General features: G+C 69.6%; 27 protein-coding genes. 1 reads left to right on the top strand and 26 read right to left on the bottom strand.

Annotated elements, in window-relative coordinates; all coding sequences use genetic code 11:
- Nucleotides 1-30: 30 nt before the first annotated feature.
- The 21 genes from ACQP0P_RS20915 to ACQP0P_RS20815 form a co-directional block, all read right to left on the bottom strand.
- Nucleotides 31-192, bottom strand: coding sequence for a hypothetical protein (locus ACQP0P_RS20915; RefSeq protein ID WP_433379510.1), 162 nt, complete (start codon nt 190-192; stop codon nt 31-33).
- Between the two features lie 62 nt (nt 193-254).
- On the bottom strand, nt 255-1,301 hold the full coding sequence (locus tag ACQP0P_RS20910; protein ID WP_433379507.1) for a hypothetical protein: 1,047 nt from the start codon (nt 1,299-1,301) through the stop codon (nt 255-257).
- A gap of 3 nt (nt 1,302-1,304) precedes the next feature.
- Nucleotides 1,305-2,630, bottom strand: a complete 1,326-nt coding sequence (locus tag ACQP0P_RS20905) for a hypothetical protein (RefSeq protein ID WP_433379504.1) — start codon at nt 2,628-2,630, stop codon at nt 1,305-1,307.
- 24 nt (nt 2,631-2,654) lie between these two features.
- Complete coding sequence (locus tag ACQP0P_RS20900; protein WP_433379501.1) at nt 2,655-6,530, bottom strand: hypothetical protein; 3,876 nt, start codon at nt 6,528-6,530, stop codon at nt 2,655-2,657.
- 55 nt (nt 6,531-6,585) lie between these two features.
- Nucleotides 6,586-7,173, bottom strand: a complete 588-nt coding sequence (locus ACQP0P_RS20895) for a hypothetical protein (RefSeq protein ID WP_433379498.1) — start codon at nt 7,171-7,173, stop codon at nt 6,586-6,588.
- 3 nt (nt 7,174-7,176) lie between these two features.
- Nucleotides 7,177-7,668 carry a hypothetical protein gene (locus ACQP0P_RS20890; protein WP_433379495.1) on the bottom strand — a complete coding sequence of 164 codons (492 nt, stop codon included), beginning with the start codon at nt 7,666-7,668 and terminating at the stop codon, nt 7,177-7,179.
- Between the two features lie 82 nt (nt 7,669-7,750).
- Complete coding sequence (locus ACQP0P_RS20885; protein WP_433379492.1) at nt 7,751-8,191, bottom strand: hypothetical protein; 441 nt, start codon at nt 8,189-8,191, stop codon at nt 7,751-7,753.
- Between the two features lie 141 nt (nt 8,192-8,332).
- Nucleotides 8,333-8,614 (bottom strand): hypothetical protein, encoded by a 282-nt coding sequence (locus ACQP0P_RS20880; RefSeq protein ID WP_433379489.1) that lies wholly within the window; start codon nt 8,612-8,614, stop codon nt 8,333-8,335.
- Nucleotides 8,615-8,678: 64 nt separating this feature from the next.
- Nucleotides 8,679-9,293, bottom strand: a complete 615-nt coding sequence (locus ACQP0P_RS20875; RefSeq protein ID WP_433379486.1) for a hypothetical protein — start codon at nt 9,291-9,293, stop codon at nt 8,679-8,681.
- Nucleotides 9,290-10,102, bottom strand: a complete 813-nt coding sequence (locus tag ACQP0P_RS20870) for a hypothetical protein (protein WP_433379483.1) — start codon at nt 10,100-10,102, stop codon at nt 9,290-9,292. The genes ACQP0P_RS20875 and ACQP0P_RS20870 overlap by 4 nt, the downstream gene beginning before the upstream one ends.
- Before the next feature lie 4 nt (nt 10,103-10,106).
- Complete coding sequence (locus ACQP0P_RS20865; RefSeq protein ID WP_433379480.1) at nt 10,107-10,811, bottom strand: hypothetical protein; 705 nt, start codon at nt 10,809-10,811, stop codon at nt 10,107-10,109.
- 143 nt (nt 10,812-10,954) lie between these two features.
- Complete coding sequence (locus ACQP0P_RS20860) at nt 10,955-11,539, bottom strand: hypothetical protein (RefSeq protein ID WP_433379477.1); 585 nt, start codon at nt 11,537-11,539, stop codon at nt 10,955-10,957.
- A 5-nt stretch (nt 11,540-11,544) separates the two neighbouring features.
- Nucleotides 11,545-12,117 carry a hypothetical protein gene (locus tag ACQP0P_RS20855; protein WP_433379474.1) on the bottom strand — a complete coding sequence of 191 codons (573 nt, stop codon included), beginning with the start codon at nt 12,115-12,117 and terminating at the stop codon, nt 11,545-11,547.
- 36 nt (nt 12,118-12,153) lie between these two features.
- Entirely contained in the window at nt 12,154-12,873 is a 720-nt protein-coding gene (locus ACQP0P_RS20850) for a hypothetical protein (protein ID WP_433379471.1), read from the bottom strand.
- The gene (locus tag ACQP0P_RS20845; protein WP_433379468.1) at nt 12,870-13,343 is read right to left on the bottom strand and encodes a hypothetical protein; all 474 of its coding nucleotides are present in this window, start codon (nt 13,341-13,343) and stop codon (nt 12,870-12,872) included. The genes ACQP0P_RS20850 and ACQP0P_RS20845 overlap by 4 nt, the downstream gene beginning before the upstream one ends.
- 65 nt (nt 13,344-13,408) lie before the next feature.
- Nucleotides 13,409-13,840, bottom strand: a complete 432-nt coding sequence (locus ACQP0P_RS20840) for a hypothetical protein (RefSeq protein WP_433379465.1) — start codon at nt 13,838-13,840, stop codon at nt 13,409-13,411.
- A complete protein-coding gene (locus tag ACQP0P_RS20835; RefSeq protein WP_433379462.1) occupies nt 13,837-14,199 on the bottom strand; it encodes a hypothetical protein in 363 nt (120 codons plus the stop codon). The genes ACQP0P_RS20840 and ACQP0P_RS20835 overlap by 4 nt, the downstream gene beginning before the upstream one ends.
- The gene (locus ACQP0P_RS20830) at nt 14,196-14,639 is read right to left on the bottom strand and encodes a hypothetical protein (RefSeq protein ID WP_433379459.1); all 444 of its coding nucleotides are present in this window, start codon (nt 14,637-14,639) and stop codon (nt 14,196-14,198) included. The genes ACQP0P_RS20835 and ACQP0P_RS20830 overlap by 4 nt, the downstream gene beginning before the upstream one ends.
- Nucleotides 14,639-15,259, bottom strand: coding sequence for a hypothetical protein (locus ACQP0P_RS20825; protein WP_433379456.1), 621 nt, complete (start codon nt 15,257-15,259; stop codon nt 14,639-14,641). The genes ACQP0P_RS20830 and ACQP0P_RS20825 overlap by 1 nt, the downstream gene beginning before the upstream one ends.
- 84 nt (nt 15,260-15,343) lie before the next feature.
- Nucleotides 15,344-15,667 (bottom strand): hypothetical protein, encoded by a 324-nt coding sequence (locus tag ACQP0P_RS20820; RefSeq protein WP_433379454.1) that lies wholly within the window; start codon nt 15,665-15,667, stop codon nt 15,344-15,346.
- Between the two features lie 228 nt (nt 15,668-15,895).
- Complete coding sequence (locus ACQP0P_RS20815; protein WP_433379451.1) at nt 15,896-16,147, bottom strand: hypothetical protein; 252 nt, start codon at nt 16,145-16,147, stop codon at nt 15,896-15,898.
- Between the two features lie 137 nt (nt 16,148-16,284).
- Between ACQP0P_RS20815 and ACQP0P_RS20810 the strand changes: the two genes are divergently transcribed.
- Nucleotides 16,285-16,785: a hypothetical protein gene (locus tag ACQP0P_RS20810; protein ID WP_433379448.1), complete on the top strand. Its 501-nt coding sequence runs from the start codon at nt 16,285-16,287 to the stop codon at nt 16,783-16,785.
- A gap of 346 nt (nt 16,786-17,131) precedes the next feature.
- On the opposite strand, the gene ACQP0P_RS20805 is transcribed toward ACQP0P_RS20810, so the two are convergent.
- The 5 genes from ACQP0P_RS20805 to ACQP0P_RS20785 form a co-directional block, all read right to left on the bottom strand.
- Nucleotides 17,132-17,707 carry a hypothetical protein gene (locus tag ACQP0P_RS20805; protein ID WP_433379445.1) on the bottom strand — a complete coding sequence of 192 codons (576 nt, stop codon included), beginning with the start codon at nt 17,705-17,707 and terminating at the stop codon, nt 17,132-17,134.
- 221 nt (nt 17,708-17,928) lie between these two features.
- A complete protein-coding gene (locus ACQP0P_RS20800; protein ID WP_433379442.1) occupies nt 17,929-18,471 on the bottom strand; it encodes a hypothetical protein in 543 nt (180 codons plus the stop codon).
- Nucleotides 18,462-19,253 carry a hypothetical protein gene (locus tag ACQP0P_RS20795; protein WP_433379439.1) on the bottom strand — a complete coding sequence of 264 codons (792 nt, stop codon included), beginning with the start codon at nt 19,251-19,253 and terminating at the stop codon, nt 18,462-18,464. Before ACQP0P_RS20795 ends, ACQP0P_RS20800 begins: the two co-directional genes overlap by 10 nt.
- Before the next feature lie 122 nt (nt 19,254-19,375).
- Complete coding sequence (locus ACQP0P_RS20790) at nt 19,376-20,062, bottom strand: hypothetical protein (protein ID WP_433379436.1); 687 nt, start codon at nt 20,060-20,062, stop codon at nt 19,376-19,378.
- A gap of 189 nt (nt 20,063-20,251) precedes the next feature.
- Entirely contained in the window at nt 20,252-21,142 is an 891-nt protein-coding gene (locus tag ACQP0P_RS20785; protein ID WP_433379434.1) for a PIN domain-containing protein, read from the bottom strand.
- Nucleotides 21,143-21,319 lie beyond the last annotated feature (177 nt).

The following is a 21,319-nucleotide window of genomic DNA, read 5'->3' as shown; positions in this document are numbered from 1 at the left end:
CTACCAAGATCACTTTTTGTGGTGACTTGATTACGGTGCGGCGACGACGGTGACGGTGCCGGTGGTGGCGTGCCGGGCGGTCAACCGGCCCGAGGCGTCGACCTCGAGAACGTACGCGTCGGGGGCGACGCCCACGACCACGCTGGTGCGGTGTTCCAGGACGCGAACCCGGTCGTCCAGGTCACGCAGCACCTGAGCCGGTGTACGAGCCCGTGTCTGCACTCTCGCCATGGCGTCCCCCTCTCCCTTTTTCGTTAGGCGGCAGTCGCCGCGGTGTCAACGCCGAGCGGCGCCAGCGTGACGCCGACCTTCTCGCCGTCGGTCTCGGTGTAGGTGACGCGGACGCGCAGCAGCCGCAGGTCAGCGGCGACCGTGCGGCACGTCGCGGTCGACGTGACCGGGACGACAACGCCTGGGATCAGGTCGGCGATGCCGACCGGCGCCTCCGGCGCCAGCTGGGAGTCGTCGGGCACCTCCAGGAACACGGGGGCGGGTTCGCCGGCCGCGACCAGGGCGTGCGCCTCGGCCTGCGCGGAGGGGACGTCTTGGATTTCCTCTTCGGTGGCAAGGTACTCCAGCAGCCCGCACCCGCCGACCCCACCCGAGGAAGCCATGATCCCTTTGCCGATGACGGTTGCGTGCGTGACCGCCGCCAAGCCGTCCTCGATCACGGTGAGCGGGCCGACGAAATGCTCGTCGGTCAGGCCCGCCACCCTGCCCAGCGGCCCCTCCCCCGTCAAGATGATGCGCCGCCCCAAAACGGTGAAGTCCACTCCGGTTCTGGCGAGCTCTCGCAGGTGGTCCAGCACGTAGCCGCCGTTCGCCGCGTACTTGCGTTCCCCGACGATCTGGGACGACGACACCCACAGGTAGGCGAGCACGTTCGGGTCGTCCGGGGCGAAGCCGTGCTCCACCAGCAGCCGGGCGATCACCGCGAGGTCCGCTTTGTTCGTGCCGGTGTAGTCGAGCAGCTGCCGGATCTTGCGGCGGAACAGCCACTGGGTGACGTCGCGGGCGCCGAGCACGGTGTCCTCGCCGCGGTGGGCGATCCGCGTGATCGGCCCCTCCCACACCCGCTGCTGATCCCGGTAGAAGATCAGCGAGTTGCACCAGGTGCGGGTCTTGCCGAGCAGCTCGCAACACTCTTCCCCCCGGTAGGGGACGGTCACCGACGCGTCGGAGGTGTCGTCCAGGACACGCGACCAGTCCAGAGCGGACGGTTCGATCGTGCCGTACTCGCGGCCGCCGGTGCGATCACCGATCGCGACCGTGTACGTTTCGGGGCATCCGAGCGGGCCCACGTTCTACACCTCTCTCACGATGGTGCGCAGCGTGACATTCGCGTCGGCGGCGACCGTCGTGGAATCAGCGCTGACACACACCAGGTAAGGGATGCCGCACTCCAGGACCGGCCAGTTCAGCGGCTGGCCCTGCGGCCCGGACACGATACCCTCCGCCGGAGTGTCGGCCCGGCCCGGGCACTGCACCAGCACGGTGCGGCCGGCGCCGTCCAACGTCAGCCTCGACGCCGCCGGCAGATACGACACGTTGATCTCGCTGCACCAGGCGCACGGGTCAAGGTCCTCGTACGACACCCCGAACGGGTTGGGGTAGAACCGGATCCGAATGCCACGCAGCAGGTTCGACCCGGCGTACAGCTCCACGAGCGGCACCAGGTCAGCCCAGATCGGCGCCGCGCTCTGCGGAATCTCGATACACACCTGCCGCCTGGTGAACGGCTCACACAGGCACGGGTTGGCCGGCAGCGGCAGACTGGGCAGTGTCGGCGGCGGGCAGAACGGGTCCAGCGGGCACGGCTGCGGCTGCTGGGCGGCGCACTCCCCCGCCTCGTCCAAACAGCCCGAGTCGGTCGACCATTGGACGCACTCGTCGTCAGGGGTTTCCGCCGGCCACCCGACTGTTTCGGCCACCGTCACCGAGGGGCGCAGCGCATGCGGCCGGCCGGCCGTCAACGTGAACGTCACCTCTCGTAGCTCGCCCGGGCAGCAGGCGCAGCCGGTGAAGCTGCGCACCTTCCGCACCTCACTGGTCAGGGCGACGTCACGCAACGTCCTGAACACTCCTTCGCCGCAGGTCTGCGCCGTGCACGGCCCCGGGCAGCAATCACCGGGCGCGGCCGGCGCGGTGGGGCAGCACGTCATGAATTCCAGGTCGTCGCCGCCGCACGAACCGGCCCCGCAGCTGAGGGCGCCTTGCAGCACCGACGACAACCAGCGGTGGCCGTAGTCGACGGCGCACGAGGTGCGTCCGATCAGGACGCCGTCCACGGTGATGACGCGCGGCCCGTACCGTCTGCGGCCGATGACGGCGCCGGCGCCGAGCCGGTTGGTCACCGGCCGCGACACCGGCGCCGATTCCAGTCCTTCGATACTGGTCACCAGGAACCCGGCGAAGTCGACCGACGACGCCTCCGCGGGGTCGTACCAGGGGGCGTCGTCGGCGGCGGGCAGCGTGTACGGGTCATCGCCGAGAACCTCCACCAGGCCGTCGCATCCGCAGTCGCGTACCGAGGCGTGCACCGGCGCGAGCCCGGCCTGACTGTAGGCGTACACGCGAGCGTGGTTGGTCACCTCCACCCCGGAAAAGCACAGCCACGCTTCCGAAGCCATCCCAGCCGCCCCCCTTTTTTCCTGTTATCGGATTGCGTCGAGCAGGCGGCGTTCCTGCTCGGCGACGATTTCGCTGGCGGTGGCCATGACGTGCGTGTACGTGTTGTTGAACGTGATGTCCCGCACCGAGGAGCTGGCCGAGGCCCGGGCTGGGGCGGGCGGGCGTACAGCCGCTGCTGTTTCCCGGGCGGGCCGGAACGCCGCCGCCCGGGGCAGGGCGACCGGGGCGACGAGGCGGCGGGCGGCCGCTTCGACCGCGGGCGCCATGTCTTCCAGGCCGAGCAGGTAGCCGCGGGCGGACTCGCGGCCATCAACGCGTAGCCTCCGAGACGGCGATTTGATTTTCAGTTCTTTCCGGATGGTCGACGAAATGCTTTTCGCGATGTCTTTCATCAGCGCGGCGATTTCCTTCTGCTGCGATTTCAGACCCGCGAGGAAACCTTTACCGGCGTTGACTCCGCTGTCGTACAGGAAATCAGCGGACTGCTGGCCGAACGTTTTGCTGTCGAGGTTGATGCGCCGCTGCAACGCGCTGATTTCGCGCAGGGTGGTGTTCGACGCCTGGGCGAGGGTAGCGGCGAGCTGCCCGGACTGGTCGGGGCCGCCGGTGACAAGCTGTTCGATCAATGACTTGTTGACGCCGCGCCGCTGTAGCCGGGCGACGTCGTCCTGAAACTTGTTGATCACTTTCAGGCGGTTGCGGAGTGCGGCCGCGATCCCTGCCGGGGTGGCGCGTTCCTCGTCGGTCAGCGTCGACAGGGCCGCGGAGGAACGGGCCCGGTCGGTGACGTCGGCGGCGGTCTGTGTTGCTTTCTCCAACGCCGCGGTGAGCCGGTCCCGTTCTGCTGCCAGCTTGCCCAGCGCCGCGTTCAGCGTCGTCAGCCGACCGACCAGCACGGTGTCGACCCGGGTGTTCGTCGTGGCCAGCGCCGAGGTGATGGACCGCTGCAAGTCACGCAGTTGCCGGCTGATCTCCTCCGGGCTGGCGGAGACCAGGTCGCGGACGAAGTCGCCGCCCACCGACCGTCTGATGTCGGCGAGCTTCCCCCGCACACTCTTGCTGATCTTGCCGAGTTCGGCGTTGATGGCCCGCTGTGAGCGGGCCAGGCCGCGGGCCAGGTCGGTGCCGAGCAGCTCCCCCAAATCGATCACCGGGTTGCGGCCGCGGGTCAGGCCGCCGGACGCGAACCGGGGCAGCTGGTCGCCGACCTTGCCGCCGGACGCGAACTTGTTGCTGTTGATGGCCCGCAGCAGGTCCTCGTACCTGCGGGTCGCTTTGGCGTTGACGACGAACTCGCCGGTGCTGAGCCGCGCCAGAATCGAATCGCTGGTGCCGGTGCCCGGCCCGCGGAGTTTCCCTCCGGCTGCGAAAGCGGGGAACGTTCGGGGTTTGAGCTCCTCGGCCATGCCGCCGGTCGCGCCGGCCTGCGCGGTGACGCGGCCCATGCGCAGGGTGACGTCGACGACCTGGCCGCTGGTGTTACGGATGAACGACTGGACGGCGGCCTGAGCAGGACCGGTGTTGGCGCGGACGGTGACGGTTCTCGACTTCAGCCCGTTGATGCTGTTGGCCAGGTTGGCGACCTTCGGCGCCGCCGCACCGGCGGAGCTTCCGACGGTTTGCGCGTCCACGGCCAGGTCGGCGACGTTGCCGGCGGCGCCCTGGGCGCGCCTGTCGAGAACGCCTGCCTGCCGGGCCGCTTCCGACAAGCCGTTCTTCGCGCTGTCGGCTTTGCCGCCCAGGCCGCCCAAGGCGCCGCCCGCGGTTTCAGCCGCGCTTTTCGCCCCGGCCAGCGCGTCTCGCATCTCGTTGATCAGCGCCCGGCCTTCCCTGCTTTTCCCGGCCAGCGCCGTCAAGGCGGGCAGCTGGTTACGGAACGCCGTACTGGTCTTGTCGACCGCCTGGTTCGCCGTGAACTCGGCGTTCGCCTGATCACGCAGCGACCCGATGAGGTTCTGCAGGGCGGTACGGCGCGCCTGCCCGGTGGCGTTGCCATCGGCCAGCACCTTGTTCGCCGCCGCGTACGCGTCCCGCACCCGAGTCGTCGCCGTGTACAACGCCAACGACGGGTTGATCGTCAAATCAAACGCCGACTGCAGCGCTTTCACCCGGTCTGTCAGGTTCAGTGCTTCGTTGGCGGCGTTCGCGAACGCCGCCTGGATCGCCAGCGTCGGATTCTGCGCCGCCTGCACCGCGGCCTGGTAGGCGGCGAACTTCCCGGCCGCCCCCGCCGTCAGGTTGCCGCTTTCCGTGATGCCGCGCGACAGGTCGACACCGACGGCGTCGGCCAGCGCGATCGCCTGCTGCGTGGTGATCCCGTACGTGGCGGCGACGGCTTTCGCCCCGGAATCAATGTTTTTCAACGACGCCCGGTTCTGCTCCAACGCCCGGGAAGCGGCGACGTTCACGTCCGACAGGCCTCGCTGCGCCAGCGCCGCCTGCGCCAACGCGACCGTGTTGGCGTTCAGGTCCCGGTTGAGCGCCTGCGCCGCCCGGCCGACCGCCGCCTCCGTCGGCGCCAGCTTCGACGCCAGCACCCGGTTGGCGTTCTCGTAGCCGGCGACGTTGTTCCGCAACGCCAGGTTCTGCGCCTGAATCGAATCGACGAGTTCCTCGCCGCGGGTCTTCGCCGTCGCCAGCGAGATCGCGAAAATCCCCAGGGCGGCCGCACCGGCAAGGTAGACGTTCGGGCCGGCCGACGCCGCCGCGGTCAGCGCCTTCGACGCCAGCGAAGCGCCTTTCGTTTCCTTCGCGAACGCTTTGGCTTTCCCCACGCCGCCGGTGAAGGCGGTACTGAGTGCCGCCACCGGGCCGCGCAACGCAACCGTCGTCACCAGCAGCTGCAACAGCTCCGGCGACAACTCCGACAGGGCGGTGACCAGCTGAAACGTCCCTGATACCAGGCCGCCCATGACTGGGGCGAGCGGCGCGAGGGCCTGCAGCAGCGTCGCGACCGCCGCCCCCGCGTCCTGGACGATCGCCACCACACCGGTGACCGCGCCGGACGACGACTGCTCCAGAAAGTCGAAGAAGCCCTGCGCCCGGTCGGTGTCGAAGCCGTCACCAAGCGCGTTGACGGCGTCGACCAGCGCGTCCGTGACCTCGCTCGCGATCGGCACCAGCCTGGGCAGCAGCTCAGATGTTTCGGTGAGGGCGGCGTTGTAGACGCGCAGCGTCCCCGGGGCGAGCGCTTCCGACAGTGTCTGGTACTGGTCGATCAGGTTGGCCGTCGACACCGAAGCGATCTTCTGGTCGTCGCTGAGGGACGCCCACTCGTCGGCCATTTCCTTCTGCGACTTGATGACCTTCATGATCGTCGGGACGGTGAACGCGGCGAACGCGGCGACCCCGCCGCCGGCCAGGGCGAACATGGGGGCCAGCCCGGCGGCGGCGGCGATCGCCGAAATGATCGCCTGCCGGGTGAACGTCAGCCCGCGCACCGCCCGCTGCGACGCCGGCGGCAGCCCGGCCAGGTCACGCAGCAACCCTTGCAAGCCGCCCCGGTTCCGGTCCCTCTCACCGATGGCCGCGAGCGCTTCACGGACTTTCGTCGCGGCCGGCAGCAGCCGCCGGTTGATCGTGTCGGCGGCTTCGTCGCTGGACTTCTTCGCCTCTACACCGACCCGCGCCGCGGCCTTCGCCGTCTTGTCGAGCTCGGCGGTCGCGGCTTTCGCCCCCCGCTGCACCGCCTCAACGGCCGTTTCAGCGGTCCGGGCTGAGCGTTGTGTTTCCGTGCCGATCCCCGAGGCGGCTTTCTCCACCTGGGTCAGCTCTTTGGCCGCCACCGCGGCGGCCGCCTTGACCCGCCGCTCCAGCCCGTCGCGCAGCTCCTCCGACAGACCCTCGAAGTTGAGGATCAGCTCGACCTCGGCGCGGCTGAGCGGCTGGCCTGCGGCCATGGGCGGGCACCCCTACCGGTCGCGATGGTGCCCGGCCCTCAGCGCAGCAGCGCTCCTAGGCTACGCGGGCCGGGCTCCGCCCTCCCGCATCGCCTTGCGCCCGGTAGGCGTCCATGAACGCCCGCCCCTGCTCCTGCGGCGACCACGCGCCCGCCGCCTGCCGTTTCGTCATCCCCGCCGGCGGCCGCGTCAACTGCATGTCCAGGCGGCGGCGCCCCTGCTCGTCGGCGCCGTCGACCAACCACGCGTACACCAGGTTGCAGGCGCGGGCCGGGGCCGGCAGCAGCGCCGCCAGCTCCACGCCGCGCAGCGACAGCTGCCCGTCCAGCTCCGCCCACGACGCGGCCAGCGTCGCGTACAAGCGTTGCGCCACCCACCATTTACGGCCCGTCGCCTGCTGGACGAGCCGCTCAGCGACCGCCCGCACCTCCTCCCGGGTCAGCGGATCCTCACCGTCGTCCAACCGATCCGACAACCGGTCAGCGTCCAACGGGTGCAGCAACCCGTACAGGACATGCATGTGCCACCGCTCGGCGGGCAACCACTCCAGCAGCACCTGCCACGACCCGGCCAGCTCGTACACCTCGGCGTCGAGCACGAACGACCGCGGCGGCCCGAACAGCGCCGGCCGCCACTCCCCCACCGGCTACCCGCGCGGCGCGGAGGCCGACCGGGCGGCCCGCGCCCGAGCCGGCGCCGGCTGGCGGGCCCCCACCCCCGCCTTCGCCTGCTCCTTCGCGTGCAACGTGCGGATGATCTGCGGGATCAGGTCGAACAGGTCGCTGCGCTCGAAGTCGTCGCTGTCGTCCTTCGCCCTGTTCAGCAGCCGCCTCAGACTCTCCGCGGTGACGACGGTGTGCAGGAAATCCCAGCCCTGCCACAGCACGTCCGGAGTGGTCGCCCGCCGCGCCGCCGTCTCCTCCAGGGACGTCAGCAGGTCCTCCCACTTGCGTGGCTTCACCAGGTAGTACGTTTCGCCGTCCAGCTGGAACGCGACCGTCCGCTCCTCCACGGTCGCCTGCGTGAGGTGCGGCTTCGCTTTCGTGACGAACACCAGCTCCGGGTCAACGACGACGTCTTGCACCTCCTCGCCGGCCTCCACCGCCTGGGCGTCGTCCTTCACCGCTGCATCGCTCATCGTTCCCCCGAACGTGTTGATCCGCTGAAATCCCCGTGCGTCACCCATCATCGCGCGAACACAGAACTCCCTGAGCGTGCCGTCACTTCGGCCCCAGGTCGAGCACCGGGTACGGGCACGCCGCCGCGAACGCCCTACGCAGCCACCGGTCGCCTTTCAGCCCCTTCACGGAGGCGGCGAACACCGTCACGTTGCTGCCTTTCGGCGTGAACACCAGCACCTTCGCCCGCTTCGGCACGATCGGCTTACCGAACGGGCCGTAAACCCCCGTGCCGACGTCGAGCCAGTACGCGTAGTGGGCGTATGACCCGGCTTTCCCCACGATCCGCGTCGCGTACGGCAACACCAGACTGTAGATCTGCGAACGCGCGAACCCCCGATCGACACGGATGGTGCGCTTGCCGAGGTTCGCCGTATCCCGCATGATCTTCTCGACGTGCTGGACGACCGGCCCGTCCTTGCCGCGCAGAAACCGCTGCAACGCCACCTGGTTGTTCCGCACCCGCACCCGGTACGTCGCCACCACCCACCACCCTCTCTTCTGCGGCGGGTCAGGCCGCCTCGTCGTAGTCAGGCCCGCGCACCGTCAGTTCGAGGTCCGGCGGCGGCGGGTCACGCAGCGCCTCCCGGTCACCGTCCGGGTCGGTGACCAGCCGCACCCCTTTCACCGCTGGTGTTCCTTCCGCCGCGAAACACCCTGCTGCTCCGCCCCTTCGCCGGCGGCGCCGGACCAGTTCTCCTCCACGAACGACGCATCGGCCAGCAACGTCAACTTCCCCGACGCGATCACCCTGCGGATAAACGGCGAGTCCGCGACGTCGTACTGGCCGCCGTCGGCCATGCCCAGCACCGGCGCGTGCGCTTTCACAGTCAACATGCCCATGACCAGCAGCAAAGCAGAAAGCCACCCCCTGCTGCGGCAGGGGGCGGCCTTGAACGACCACACGTGTTGTGATCTTAGGCAGGGTTGCGCCGAAACCAACAGCCGCACCGGGGCGTACCCACTCGCCTCACGCCTGCTGGCCGCCGTCTCCCATGAGGCGGGGGCCATCGGGATGCCAGTCGGTGCCGTACCCGTTACGGGTGCAGCACGGGCAGATCATCGTCCACTCGCCGGGAGAGCCCGACACCGGCAGCGCGTCGGGGCGACCCTTCACCCGCCGTCTTTCGTGCCCGCCAAACGACTGGCGGCACACCGGGCACGGCAGCCAGAAGAAGCCGAGCCGAGCCGCGACCCGCTTGTGCACGCCCCGCCAGGAGTACGGCAGCCACGACGCCCAATGCCGCCGCCCGCCGCCCGCCAGAGGGCGGGGCCGCCACTGGAAGGTGCGGGCCGTGACGTTGCGCACGTAGTCGTCGAGGAACGCAGTGAGGGCATCGGCCGCGTAGGCAGCGTTGACCTCTTCGCCGACCGTCGCGACGTGCGTGAACGCCGCCTGGTCGTCGGGGTGAACGACCTCGCTGGCCAGCGCGGCCAGGACCGGCAGCCGCTCGGAGGCGGGCCGCTTGTGCACGCCGAACGTATCCAGCGCGGCAACAGCGGCCAGCCACCCGTCCACGTCAGACGGCAGGTGCGCCCGCACGTCGTAGTCACCGACCCGCACCGTTGTGATGATGGTCGTCACCGGCTGTCTCCCCCGGCTGCGGCGCCCGCGGGCACGCCGGCGAGCACCGGGCCGGTCAGCTGCGCGTACTCCTCGCGGGTGACGTACCGGATGCGCGCCTCATCCCAGGTGGGCGCGTCGACGAGTTCGACGCTCGTGACCCGCCATCCCGGCTGCAGCTGGCCGTGCTGCACGTAGTCGCCGGACCGCAGAACGTCCCGGTCGGACGGGATGGCCCATTCAACGCCGGAAAGATCAACGGTGACGGGTGTCGGCTGGTCGAGGACACCCGCCGGGGAGGCTCCTTCAGCGGACGGTTGAAGGTAGCCGGCGCCCATCAGCTGGCCGCCCGACACCCAGGCCAGCTGCAACACGCCGATGGAGGCCGCGTCTGCGGGGTTACCGCGCCGGTCGACCAACGGCACCGGCAGGTTCCGGATGTCGATCGGCAGCTTCTCCGGGTGCTGAATACGCCGCCCGCCGCCGTGGCCGAAGACGGCCAGCACCCCGCACCACGGCACCAGGCCGGCGTTGGCGGCGTCACCCGGGTCGAGCAGGTCGCCGCGGCCCGGGGCGGACACGCAGTCGTTCCAGCCCACGGTGATCGCGTTGTGGAGTTCCGTCAGGGCGGCTCCGGTGTTGGCGACAGCGGCCGCGATCCGGTTACCGCCGTAGCGGCCGCCCACGTCGACACCGCACCGTTCCAGAACGTCGGTGAGGTGGCCGAGATCGAGCAGCTGGCGGGCGATCAGGAAATGAGCAGCAGCCTGGGGGGCCGCCGCACCACCCCCCTCGGACACGCCCACGACTGTTTCGCTGGGTACATCCACGCTACTACTCCTCCGGAAAGTTAAACATTGAAGTTTCTGGTGGTTGGTTGCCTTCGCCGGTGGCGAGCTGCTCCCGCAGATTGCGCGCCGTCTCGTCCAATTCGTCGTCTGTCTGCCCGTAGGGGGCGGCCGCTGTGAGAACCACCGCGGTCACGTTGAGGACGAGCAAACTGTTGAGGCTGCTGCGGCTACACGCGTCGACCAGCCGCGCCGCCTCCCCCTGAGACAAAACAGCGCTGACATCAGCGAGGTTGCGGGGGCGGTGAGCTTCCAACTCGTCGGCGGCGGCGGCCAGCAGCGGCGCCACGAACTGGTGCGCCTGCCCGCACACGCTTCCCGACGGCGACGACCAGTGAACGTCGTGCGTGCCGGCGAGCAGCCTCGGATGGTCGGTGCCGCCGCGGAACTCCACGTACTCGCCTTTGTCCATGCCCGCGCACACCGCTTCGTCGCTGTCAGGCTCCGGATACCGGCACGTGTACAGCGCCGCCGCAGCAGCAGGCGCCGCCGGTTGAAGCGTCTGGTACAGCAGCACCCCCATGGCGGCGACCAGCACCGCCAGCGTGCCCGCCAACGCGACGGCGACAGCTCGGGACGCCCGCTTGTCGCCGTGTTCGGCACGGCACCACCGAACGTAGGCCCACACGCCGCACGCGGCGAACACGACGACGAACACACCCACCAGGACGGCGTAGTCGGCTTGGCTCATGGCTACGGACAGCTCCTAACTCGGGGGAAACCCCTGCACCTACAGCCGGTGGCCGGGCGGTGACGGGGTGTACGACCTACCAGGGTGGCGGGCGCGGCCCCACCAAACAGCCGATTCGCCCCACCTGGCCGGGTCGTGCCACGTCAGCCACGGCCCACCGCCGCCAGCACCCACCGCACCGCCGCCGCCCGGCTTTTCAAACCGTCCGTCGTGTCGCGCGGCTGATACCCGTACCAGGCGGCCGACAGGGGCTGGTAGTTCGCGTGGGCGTACCACCTCGACGCCACCTGCCGGCCACGGGTCCGCGCCTGCCCGATCACCCCCAGTACCTGCGACCAGTCCGAAGGCCGCTCCGCTGATTCGGTCACCACGTAGTAGGCGGGGCCTTCGCCGTTGTTCCAGTAGCGCAGCAGCGGCCCGCCCGGGTGCAGCCACACCTCGGCCACCTGCAGCGGAGCACTGCCGTACCCGACCTGGTCAACGGTCATCGTGTGCCATCTCCACCGGTCGCTGGGCCCGCCGAAGGGGGTCGCGGCGGGCTCGTTGTCGAACTCGAACTCGACGACCTTCCCGCACCCGTCCGGCAGCGGGCACACCAGCTGCACCGCGGCCCGCCTCGTCGTACCGTCGGGGCTTTCCTCGGTCTTCTGGCGCACCGCCCAACCTCGCGCGCACCCCTGCCGGTGCTCAACCAGCTGCCACGCGAAGTACTCGTAGTGAACACCCACGCCGTTCACGCCGTACCGCCCACGGGCTCCTGGCACGCCTCGCAGTACCGTTGCCCGTCCTGGCGGGCCTTCCCCAGCGGCCGCTGCCCGCGGGTGCCGCAGCGGGCGCATGTGCGCGCCAACTCCCAGGCGGCGTGCCGGGCCGGCGGCAGCGGCGGCAACTCTGCACTGTCGGCGACGGCGAACAGCGGCGCGTACCCCTTACGCGTCGGGTACACGGCAAGAGGCTGCTGCCCGGCCGCGGGGCGGCGCCGCAGGTGCCGCAGCATCGTCGCGGTGGCCAGCTGCGCGGCGGGCAGATCATCGTGCCGGTAGATGAGCAGCCCGTCAGAGCAGTGGATTCGGCGCGACTCCTCCACGCTCACCTCCGGCCGCACCTGCCACCGGGCCGGGTCGAGTTCCAGCGGCGGCTCGCCGCCGTCCGGGTGCAGCCGCAGCAGCCCCCCGGCGGGGGGCAGCATCACCCCGGTCACCGTGTGCCCGGCGGGGACGCTGGTCGCGGTCACCCGCCGCCCCGCCAAGGGGGGCGGGGCGGCGTCCGCCCGCTCGGGCGGCTCGGCAGGGCTGGGATCGAACATGGTGTGCTCCTCCACAACTCGGCAAGGCGGGGCCTGTCAGGTGCCGGACGGGCGGGGGGCGAGGTAGGCGGTGATGACCGCCTCCCCCCACGGGGCCTGGCCGGCGCCGACGAGCCGCACCGCCGTCACCCGCCACCCGTTCAGCAGCACCACCTCACGGATGCCGGAGCCGTCGTCGCTGTGCTTCCGGGTGCGGGCGTCGTCGAACTGGACGGTGACGTGCTGGACGGACGCGATACAGGCGGCGGCGACCCGGCCCGCCGGGGTGGAGGCGTCCACCCGGCCACGAGCCCGTATCCTGCGCTGCTCGTCCACCCACACGTTGTCGACCACGCCGACGAGTGCGCCGTCCTGGTCGCGCAGCTCAGCGGGCGGCCCCACCGGCCGGTCCTCCCCGGCGCAGATGATGACCAGCCCGTCGCGGGCGGGAACACCGCACCGGGCGATCGTCCCCGCCCACGGCACCGCATCCATGATCAGCGGCTGCAGGTTCGTCTGCAGGGCTGCGCCGATACGCCGCACGTTACGCACCGCCCGGTGGGCGGCTTCCAGTTCTTTCACACCGTCCCGGTAGTCGGTGGGGCTCAAACCCTCACCGTTGGAGCGCAGCAGCGCGTTGACGCACCGGTCGGCGTCGCCGAGCTTCTCCTCCACCTCGTCCAGGATGGTGAGCAGGCCCATGACGGTTTCCCGCTGGTCGGCCAGGCGGCGCCGGTGGGAGGCGTCCACGCGGCCGTCGGCGCCGGTGACGATCATCGTGTTTTTCCTTTCCAGGTCAGGGCGGCGTTGATGGTGCGCAGGGCGTCAGCGAGGGCGGCCCGGTCGGTTTCGTCGGCGCGGCCGGTTTCCTGAATGGCCGAGATGCGGTGCACCGCCTGGTCGAGCGCGTCGGAAACCCTGGTGAAGGCCAGCCCTTTGCTTCGGTCCGCGGTGAGGCAGGCGTTCACCTCGGCGATGACGTCCGGCTCGGTGAGCAGGTCACGCGCCGCGGTGATGCTGGCCACCCTGGCGTCTCCGGCGCTGGTCTCCTCGATGGCGGCCTGCGCGAGGTGCAGCGCGGGCTGCACCGCCACACGGGCGTCCCCGCACGCGTCCACAGCGGTGGCGGGGCGGTCAGGCGCGGGCAGGGCGGGATTCGTCGCACTGGCGGGAACCCACCCGCACGAGTAAGCGGCGTAGACGAGCAGGGCGACGGCGACAAGCACGCCGACCCGGAAGGGCTTCACGAGGATGCCACCTTTCCAACGGTGAGGTGCCGCCCGGGAGGCTCCCGGGAGGCACAAACGAATGATCAAACTGGGGTGGTGTCGGGGCCGACCCTGACGACGCCGCCGGGGCCGCCGGGGTCGCGGGCTTTCACCGCTCGGTACAGGTCGAGCAGGCGGCGGCCTTTCCTGCACCGGCAGTGTTCGAAGACGTCCGGGGTTGCCGGGTCACGCACCGTCCCGGTGTCGGCGCAGCCCGCACAGTCGGGGGCGCCCCGCCAGCTGTGCTGTTCCACCTGCGGCGTCTGCCCGTCGGGGTCGTCCGGCACGGCTTGCACGGCGGCGACGATCAGGTGGGCGATGACGAGGGCGGCCACCGGGTCCGAAGCGGCGACGTCGATCTGCACGTCGGGCTCTACCACGCCGGGCCTGCCGCTACGGGCAGGCCACCCGACGATCCGGGCTTTCCCGCCAGGGGTGGGAGGGGACTGCACTTTCCAGCTGTTCAGGTCGCTCACCGCTCGCCTCCTGTCAGGTCGTGGCCCAGCACGTCGGACAGGTAGCGGCCCACCAGGTCGGCGCCGGTTTTCTCCTGCTCGTACAGGGGGAGCCCCCCGCCCTGGCCGGCCGCGTCGAACCCGGCGGCCTGCACCGCCTCCGACAGAGCGCCGTGCACGTCGGCGGCTTCGCGGAAGTCCAGCCACCGGCTGGCCGACCAGTCGCCGGCGGCCGCTTCGGCCTGTCGGAGAACCGCCTGCGCGTTCTCGACGAGCTTCACGGCGGCGCAGACCTTCAGCTCGTAGTGCATGTCGATGAGCTGCTCGGCGGCGTGCCGTTCGACGCCGGTGAGCGGCACCAGGCTGTGGTCGCCGCTCACCGGCCACCGCCGGGGGTGAGCGCGGCACGGAGGCGGGAAGCCGTTTGGCGCGACAGCAGCCCGGCCCGGCGCAGCTCCTTGATTTCGTGGTGGGCGGCGACGATCGCCGTTGAACTTCTGTCCGCTTCCCGCATGGTGGCTTCGAGCAGCGCGACGCTTTCCTGCGCGGCCGCCCGGTACAGGGCGGCGGCGCGGAGGGTTTGAGCCGGGTCGTGGCCGGCGGTGAGCAGCTCAACGAACCGTTCAAGCCGCTGCCACCCGGCTTGAATGTCCTCCACCCGGATATCGGCGGGCTGCGCCTGCCCGGCCTGGGTGGCGAGGAACTCCGCGCTGTTCAACGCCCGCACCGGGTCACGCGGCCGCCCCGTCGGCGAGGGGACAGCGAACAGGAATCCCAGCAGGTCGGAAACGGCTTGCGCCTCTCCTACGGTGAGCCCCATCAGCGGCCACCGTCCTCGCCTGGCCGGGTGTACCGCTGCAGTTCGAACCGCCACGACATGGCCAGCACGTCCCGCAGCCACAGGTCGACGCCTCTGAGCAGGATCTGCGCTTCCTCCTCGGCGCGGGCCTGCCGCTGCGCCCGGAACGGCGCGTCCTCGCCCAGCTGGTGGCTGGCCCACACGCAGTACAGGGCTCGGGCGACCGGCATCAGCTGCACCAGCACCTGCCGCGGGTCGGCGACGCCGCCGAGCAGCTGCCTGGTGCGGGCCTGCAACTCCTGGTCTTGGCCGCGTTTGCAGGAGCAGCGGCCCTGGTGGCGGGACCCTCCCAGGCGGGCGGCAAGCTCTGCGACGCCAGCCCGGGTCGCCGAGCTGGTGTCGCCGCCCGCAGCGGCGGCGGCGGCGGCGGCTTCGAACGCGGCGACGAGTTCCCGCGTCTGTTCAACGGTGAGGTCGCCGGGCGGGGGAATCACCTCGTCGACCATGCCGGTGTCGTAGCAGCGGCCGCAGTCAGGGACGGTGTCCTGCCCGCCCCTGCTCGGGGCGATGTCGTCTCCGGCGGCCCGCGGGGCGGGCAAACCAAAGGGGCCGGGGGCGTCTGGCCCCGGGGGTTCGTTCATAACGTCCGTTCTGGTGTCGGGTGCCGATCCGCCCGCCCAGCCTTCGGACGGCTGGGCGGGCGGAAAGAAAATTCAGGGCCGCGTCTACAAGTCGTGCGCGGCCGTCTCCTGGCCGCGCAGCCGGCCGACGGCGGCCAGCCACGCGCGGTGCTCGACAGGGTCGCGGCGGCCCAGACCGCTGGGGGTGCCGAGGGCGACGGCGAGCGTGTTCGCGACCAGGGCGTGGCCGACGCCGAGGAGCGCTTGGACCAGGGCGGCCTCGCGTTCCCGGTCGGCTTCGCTGGTGGACTTGGAACCACGGTTGCCGGGGTTGTCGCAGCTGGCTTTCAGCAACGTCCGGGACGTGATCAGGGAGTCGATGGCGGCCAGCAGGTTGTCCTGGCCGGTTTTCGGGTGTGCGGGGGGCATCGGTTCTCCTGGCAGACAGGCGAAAGGCGCCCCGCCCGAGGGCGCCTTTCGCATTTACAGGTCATGGAGGTCGAACAGGCCGTCACCTTCGGTTCCGGCGGCGGCGCCGGCTTGACGCCGAAGTCCGTCGGGGCGGTGTCGATCCACGCAGGCATGCGAACCTCCGCAGCTCATCCAAGAATGCAATTCATACACTACGCACGTGTGGTGACGATTGCAAGTGTTTCACTACACCTGGCGGGAGGGGCGCTTTTTCGTGGAAGTCTCGGCCACCCGGGAAGGGCGCGGCAGGTGGCGCAGCTGCGCCCGCACCTGGGCGCCGCTCCCCGACCCCATCAGCAGGTGCGCGGACACCTCGGGGCGGCAGGTCCGACAGGGGCGGACGAAGTCACGGCCGTCAGATCCCGCCAGGGTGATCCACCCGTACTCACAGCCGACATGCAGGCACTCGCAGGTCGCGAACGGGCAGGGGATCGCCATGTCACCCACACCTCCTAGGAGGGGACAATGATGATTGTCATCCTTCATGTGGAGGATACGCATCGCGACTGACAGAAACACCTGCATAAGTGCGATCACACGGTGCGCCCGTCACCCACGGGACACAATCGGCTGCTATGAGCGACGATGTGTTCGACGTGCGGGCGCTCCTGCCCGGCCTCGACGAATTCCCCCCAGCCCTCTACCTGTCACCCGAAGTCGGCGACCCGGCAGCCAACCTGCTGCCGCTGATGACCCGCCTCGGGCTGGCGCCCCTCACCCTCACCAACAACGGCGGCCACACCACCATGAACCTCTACGAGGCGCAGGGCCGGCAGTGGCAGGTCAGCATCGGCACCCGCCGCGACGTGGAGGTGCGCTGTCCCGGCCCGGTAGGCGGCGACCTGCCCTTCCTCACCGGGGTCACGATCACCGACCCGGCGCCGTGGTGCGGCGCAGCCCTGAAACAGGGGCGGGCGCTGCTGTTCGTCGGCCCGCCCCTACCGTGGACGCGCGGGCAGGCGAGCATGTCCCAGATGCTGTCCATGCTCGGCACCCGCGCGGCGTGCGCCGGCGTCGTCCCAGTCCGGCCCGCCAACCTCTGCGGCCCCTTCCAGAACACGGCCGCCACCCCCTGACGGCGGACACGAAGACACGAAGAAGGGCTTCCGCCCTCGACAGCGGAAGCCCTTCGTTCACGCGCGGCGCCTACCCCCACTGCACCGCCGGAGCCCACCAGGACAGACCCGGAAGCGCACGGTTGCCGCAGGTCAGAACGCTCATGACTTTTCCCTTCCACGGGGGCTTTTGATGCAATTCATACACTACAGACATAGGGTGTCAGTTGTACATTGTCCCCATATCTCAATTACATAAAGACATGCCTGTGAGGCCCGCTTCGGGCAGGGTCGTGCCGGGATGGTGCCGCGCGAAGCTACTCCGGGCAGCAGTCGTACGCGGACACCGTGACGGACATCTGGCCGCCTATATCTGGATCTCCTCCGGCAGTTGACCCGCGACGCGGTCACACAAACGCCAGGTGCAGTTCCTGCCGAAGCTGGAGCGCTCGATCACACCTGCGTTGCGCAAGTCGTCCATCCGCAAGCGGACCCGCTTGGGAGACCCTCCGGTGACGGCGATGATCTGAACGCGCGTCACGCCCTCCGAGCCAGCTTTGGCGACTTCATCGATGATCGCGTTTCTCAGCATGTCTGGCTGGTCAACTACGACCGCCCTCCTGGTTCCCGCAACAAAGCGGCCCGCCCCGTCACGAATTTTCGCTCGATGCATCGTGTAAGGCGACGATGCGATGTTGTCATTCTGCGATGTCGCCCGCAGGTGGTCACTTCGATAGCAGCGCCGGTGAAGGCATGTGACTCCTCCGGCACACGTCCCCTGCGCGGCCGCCTCGTTATGACACGTGTGATCGACTTGCTCCCCTGGCAGGAGCGGCCGGCGCTCTGCCTCGAACACCACGCGATGGACTAGTAGTTCGACAGACTTCGAGTTACCAAAGCCCTGCTGAGCCTTGATTACGCCGTACCCATAGGTGGAGATCATGCCCGGCCAGAGAAGGCATTCCTCCCACTCGATCGGAGTCCTGAACCGCACCCGTTCGATCGGACTGGTGTGGCTGGGCGCCCGTCCGCCTTCCGGATCACCATGGCGCTTCCAACGCTTGTAGTGCCGATAGCAGTAGCCCTTACGGCCTGGAGCCTTGCCATCCTCACATGCGGGGACGGAGCAACTGTTCATACATATAGGCTAGTCCCGGAAAGCTGTTATTGGGGGCAGCAATCGTAAGCGGAGACCGTGACGGACATTTGAGAACCTACGCAGCCGCCCTCGGGGCCGAGGGGCCGCCACGCGCCGACGAGGAGTTTCCGCGCCGACCGGCGCCCCTCCTCGCTGTCACGGAAACAACAGGTCACAGCACGGCGCATCGCGGCCGCGTCATCCAGGATGATCTCAGCGTCGCGGGTCAGCCGCTCCGCACTCGGAAACCGCCCCCGGTTGTCGATCTTCGCGGCGCACCGGTAGGCGCCCACCTCCAGCTCGACCGCCCACAGGTTCAGCGGGCACCTCTCCACCTGGGCGACCCGTTGCGGCCACGCCGCGGTCGTCGGCCACATCTCCGCCACCCGCACCCACGCCTGCCCGTTACCGTCGCCGCAGTCGCAGCACAAATCCGCGGCGACCTGCGCGCCAGGCAGAATCGAGCACCGGCACGCCGCCCCGCCCACGCTGGCCGCCAACGCCTCGCAGAAGCAGCCCAGCAGTTCCTCCGCGAGACCGAACGCCACCTGGTCGACGTTCACGGCCATGACGTCCTCCGCAGCCGGGGCCGGTCCGGCGACAGCACCCGGGACCGTTGCCGCAACCCGTACGGGTTCACCGCGCTGAGCCACAGGTCGACTTCGGGGATGCCGGTCCGGCCGCGGTCCAGGAAATCCATCGGGTCGACGAACCCGACCGTCACCCCCTGCCGGGTGATCGTCGTCACCCGTTCGGGGAGCCGGCAGCAGTCGTCGCCGTTGCACGCGTTCAGCAGCTCGCACGCGTACGTCGAGTAGGCGTGCATCGCCGCCTCGTCGAGCGGCAGCCCCCGCGTGTACGTCACCAGGAAACCGCCGCCGCCGACCTCGTCGACCGGGGCGGCCAGGTCCGCGCATTCGGGCCAGCATTCGCCGTCGACGCGCACCAGTTCGCGGTGCAGGTCGATCCGGTACGCCTGCGGCGGCAGCTGCACCCCGTCGACCACCACCCGCACGATCTCCTGCGCCGGGCCTTCCAGATCGACTTTGCACACGTGGCAGCAGGAGCAGGCGCCGGAGCAGACGCGGCAGTTCACCCACCCGGCGCTGGTCAGCATCGGGTAGAACGGCGGCCCGACCCCGACGTCCAACGGCCCGCCACCACCGCACGTCTTCCCGCACGGGCGGACCGTCAGCTCACACACCCCGTACTGGTTGCCGGCCAGCGGCGACAGGATCCTCGCGGCGATCCTCCCCAGGCGGGTCCGCAGCGCCGGGTCGGCGTCCGCCCAGCCCGGGCAGCACGACGGGTCCGGGTCAGGGTCCGGCCAGCAGGGACCGTGGTCGGTCACCCCCACAAGCCACCCCTCTCTCCCCCAACCACACTGTTGCAAAAACGCCCCTTTTGGGGGTGAGGGCTCCGTCTTCAAGGGCCGAGGGCGGAGCCCCAGGGCCGGAACGCCCGGCCGTGCCGCTACGCGGCCAGCGGGACGCACCCGCAGGCAGGCTCGGGCGGCGGCACCGTCGTCAGGTGCAGGTCCATGTGGTCTTTCGACCCGATCGGGGTGAGCAGCGGCCCCGCCGTGTTCGCGGCATCGGTCGCGTCGACGTCGTGCGGGCCGACCCCCCAGCCGGCCCCCTTTTCCGACCGGCCCGACAGGGTGAACGTCGTCTCACCGTTCTGAATCTCAAAATCACCGATGATCATGTCTTTGAGCCACGGGATCAAGAAGTACCCGTACTGCGGCAGGCCCGTCGCACCGCAGCGCTCACCCGGCACCTCCGACCAGATCTCCAGGCCGACACCACCGGCGCAGAGGATGTCCTCGCCGATACGGTTTCCAACACTGGTGCCCTGCCAATCCAAAACCGTCTCATAACCTGACAACAGGGTGAAAAGGTCCGGGTCCACGCCGCATAGGTTGATTTCGAAGTTCACCCATTTCAGCTGGGGGCAGTCCTTCGACGCTATGCAGATTTTCCCGGCGGCGTTCTTCACCTCGATTTCGTCGCCCTCCGCGATCTCAGGCGAGTACGACGCGGTGATGAGCCCGTCCGTAGTGACAACGGAGCAGGGACCCACGACCGGAATACCGCACGCGTCGACCTTGGTCGCACGGACCACCAGCCCGTGAATCGACTTCCAGCATGTCGCCGGCAAAGGACGCACCTCCCATCGGAGTTCGCGCCCGGCCCACGACCAGCGGCAATCTACGAGGTCAGGCTATCCGCTGCACCGGTCCCCTTCCGCCTTACCTCACACGCGGCATGTCTGCCCCAGGCCAGGACGCGCGCCGGCCGACCATCCCGGCCGACCGGCCGCCGCCGTCGACGTTCAGCCCGCGCCAGGCTAGGAACGGGCAGGCTCCTGGCCCAAAGTGTGCTGCAGCTTGACAACGTTCAGGCCCGCCGCGCGGGCACGGGTCGACTGGCCGGTGTCGTAGGTGAGCAGCGTGACACCGCCATCCACGAGCGGACCGATCGCCACCATCCTGTCGATAATCTCGTCATCGGCGTTGGGCAACCGCACATGCCCCGGCGGGTCGAAAAGAATCTCCGCGGTGAACTTACCGACAGGCGCCGGGTTCCCGCCGCTGTCCTTGGCCAGAGCACTCCGCTCCCGAATCACCGCTATTTCAGCGGGCGCCTCAAACCTCCGGTCGATGAAGCTCAACGTATACCCTGCCCGCCAGCGCACATGGTTCTTACTGCTCTCCTTCAGCTGGTCGAGCTCGTCGATGACCGCCATCGGGAACAGCAGGTGAACCTGCTCCCCCTCCACCACGTCCAGCAGAGGGCCGGGGTCGACCTCTTCCAACTTCTTCGAATGCTGAATGTAGAAGCTGGTGTCCGCGACGACGAAACAACCGCCGAACGACCAGCGGCCCACCTGCTGCTTCAACGCCTGGACAGCGCCAGCGAACGCGACTTCCCGCTCCAGCATTTCGAGGTAGACGTTGCCCGAGAGCGTCACACCGAGATCACCAGTGATCGCATCGGCAGACATGATCGCCTGCTGGAGTGCCCAGTACCGGTCAGTGAAGATGAGCCTGTTCATGTCCGCCGTGCTGATCTGGCCACGAAGGGCTGCGTGGGCTTCCTGCGCCCACCGCAGGTAGCCCACGCACCGCTGAAACGAGTCGCCCCGACTCTGAACAGCGTTGACCAAATCAATATGGGCACGGCGAAGAACACGCTGAACGTTTTCCTTTTTCGCCCCAGGCAGGGCGGTTATGAGCATCCGTCCAGCATGCCACCTCCAGATCACCCGTACGCCACGAACAACACCGTGCCGATCTTCTTGCGTGCCCCGTAGGATCGCCGCGCGGCGCTCGGGCACCTGGCCGGGTCGACGGCGGGTGGGGGCTGACCACGTCATGGTGCGCCGGTGCCGGCCGACTACCCCGGCCGCCCCGCG

Origin of the sequence: Streptosporangium sp. CA-115845 (assembly GCF_050943795.1) — a bacterium.
Taxonomy (GTDB): Bacteria; Actinomycetota; Actinomycetes; order Streptosporangiales; family Streptosporangiaceae; genus Streptosporangium.
This window is presented reverse-complemented; position numbering and strand designations above follow the sequence as displayed.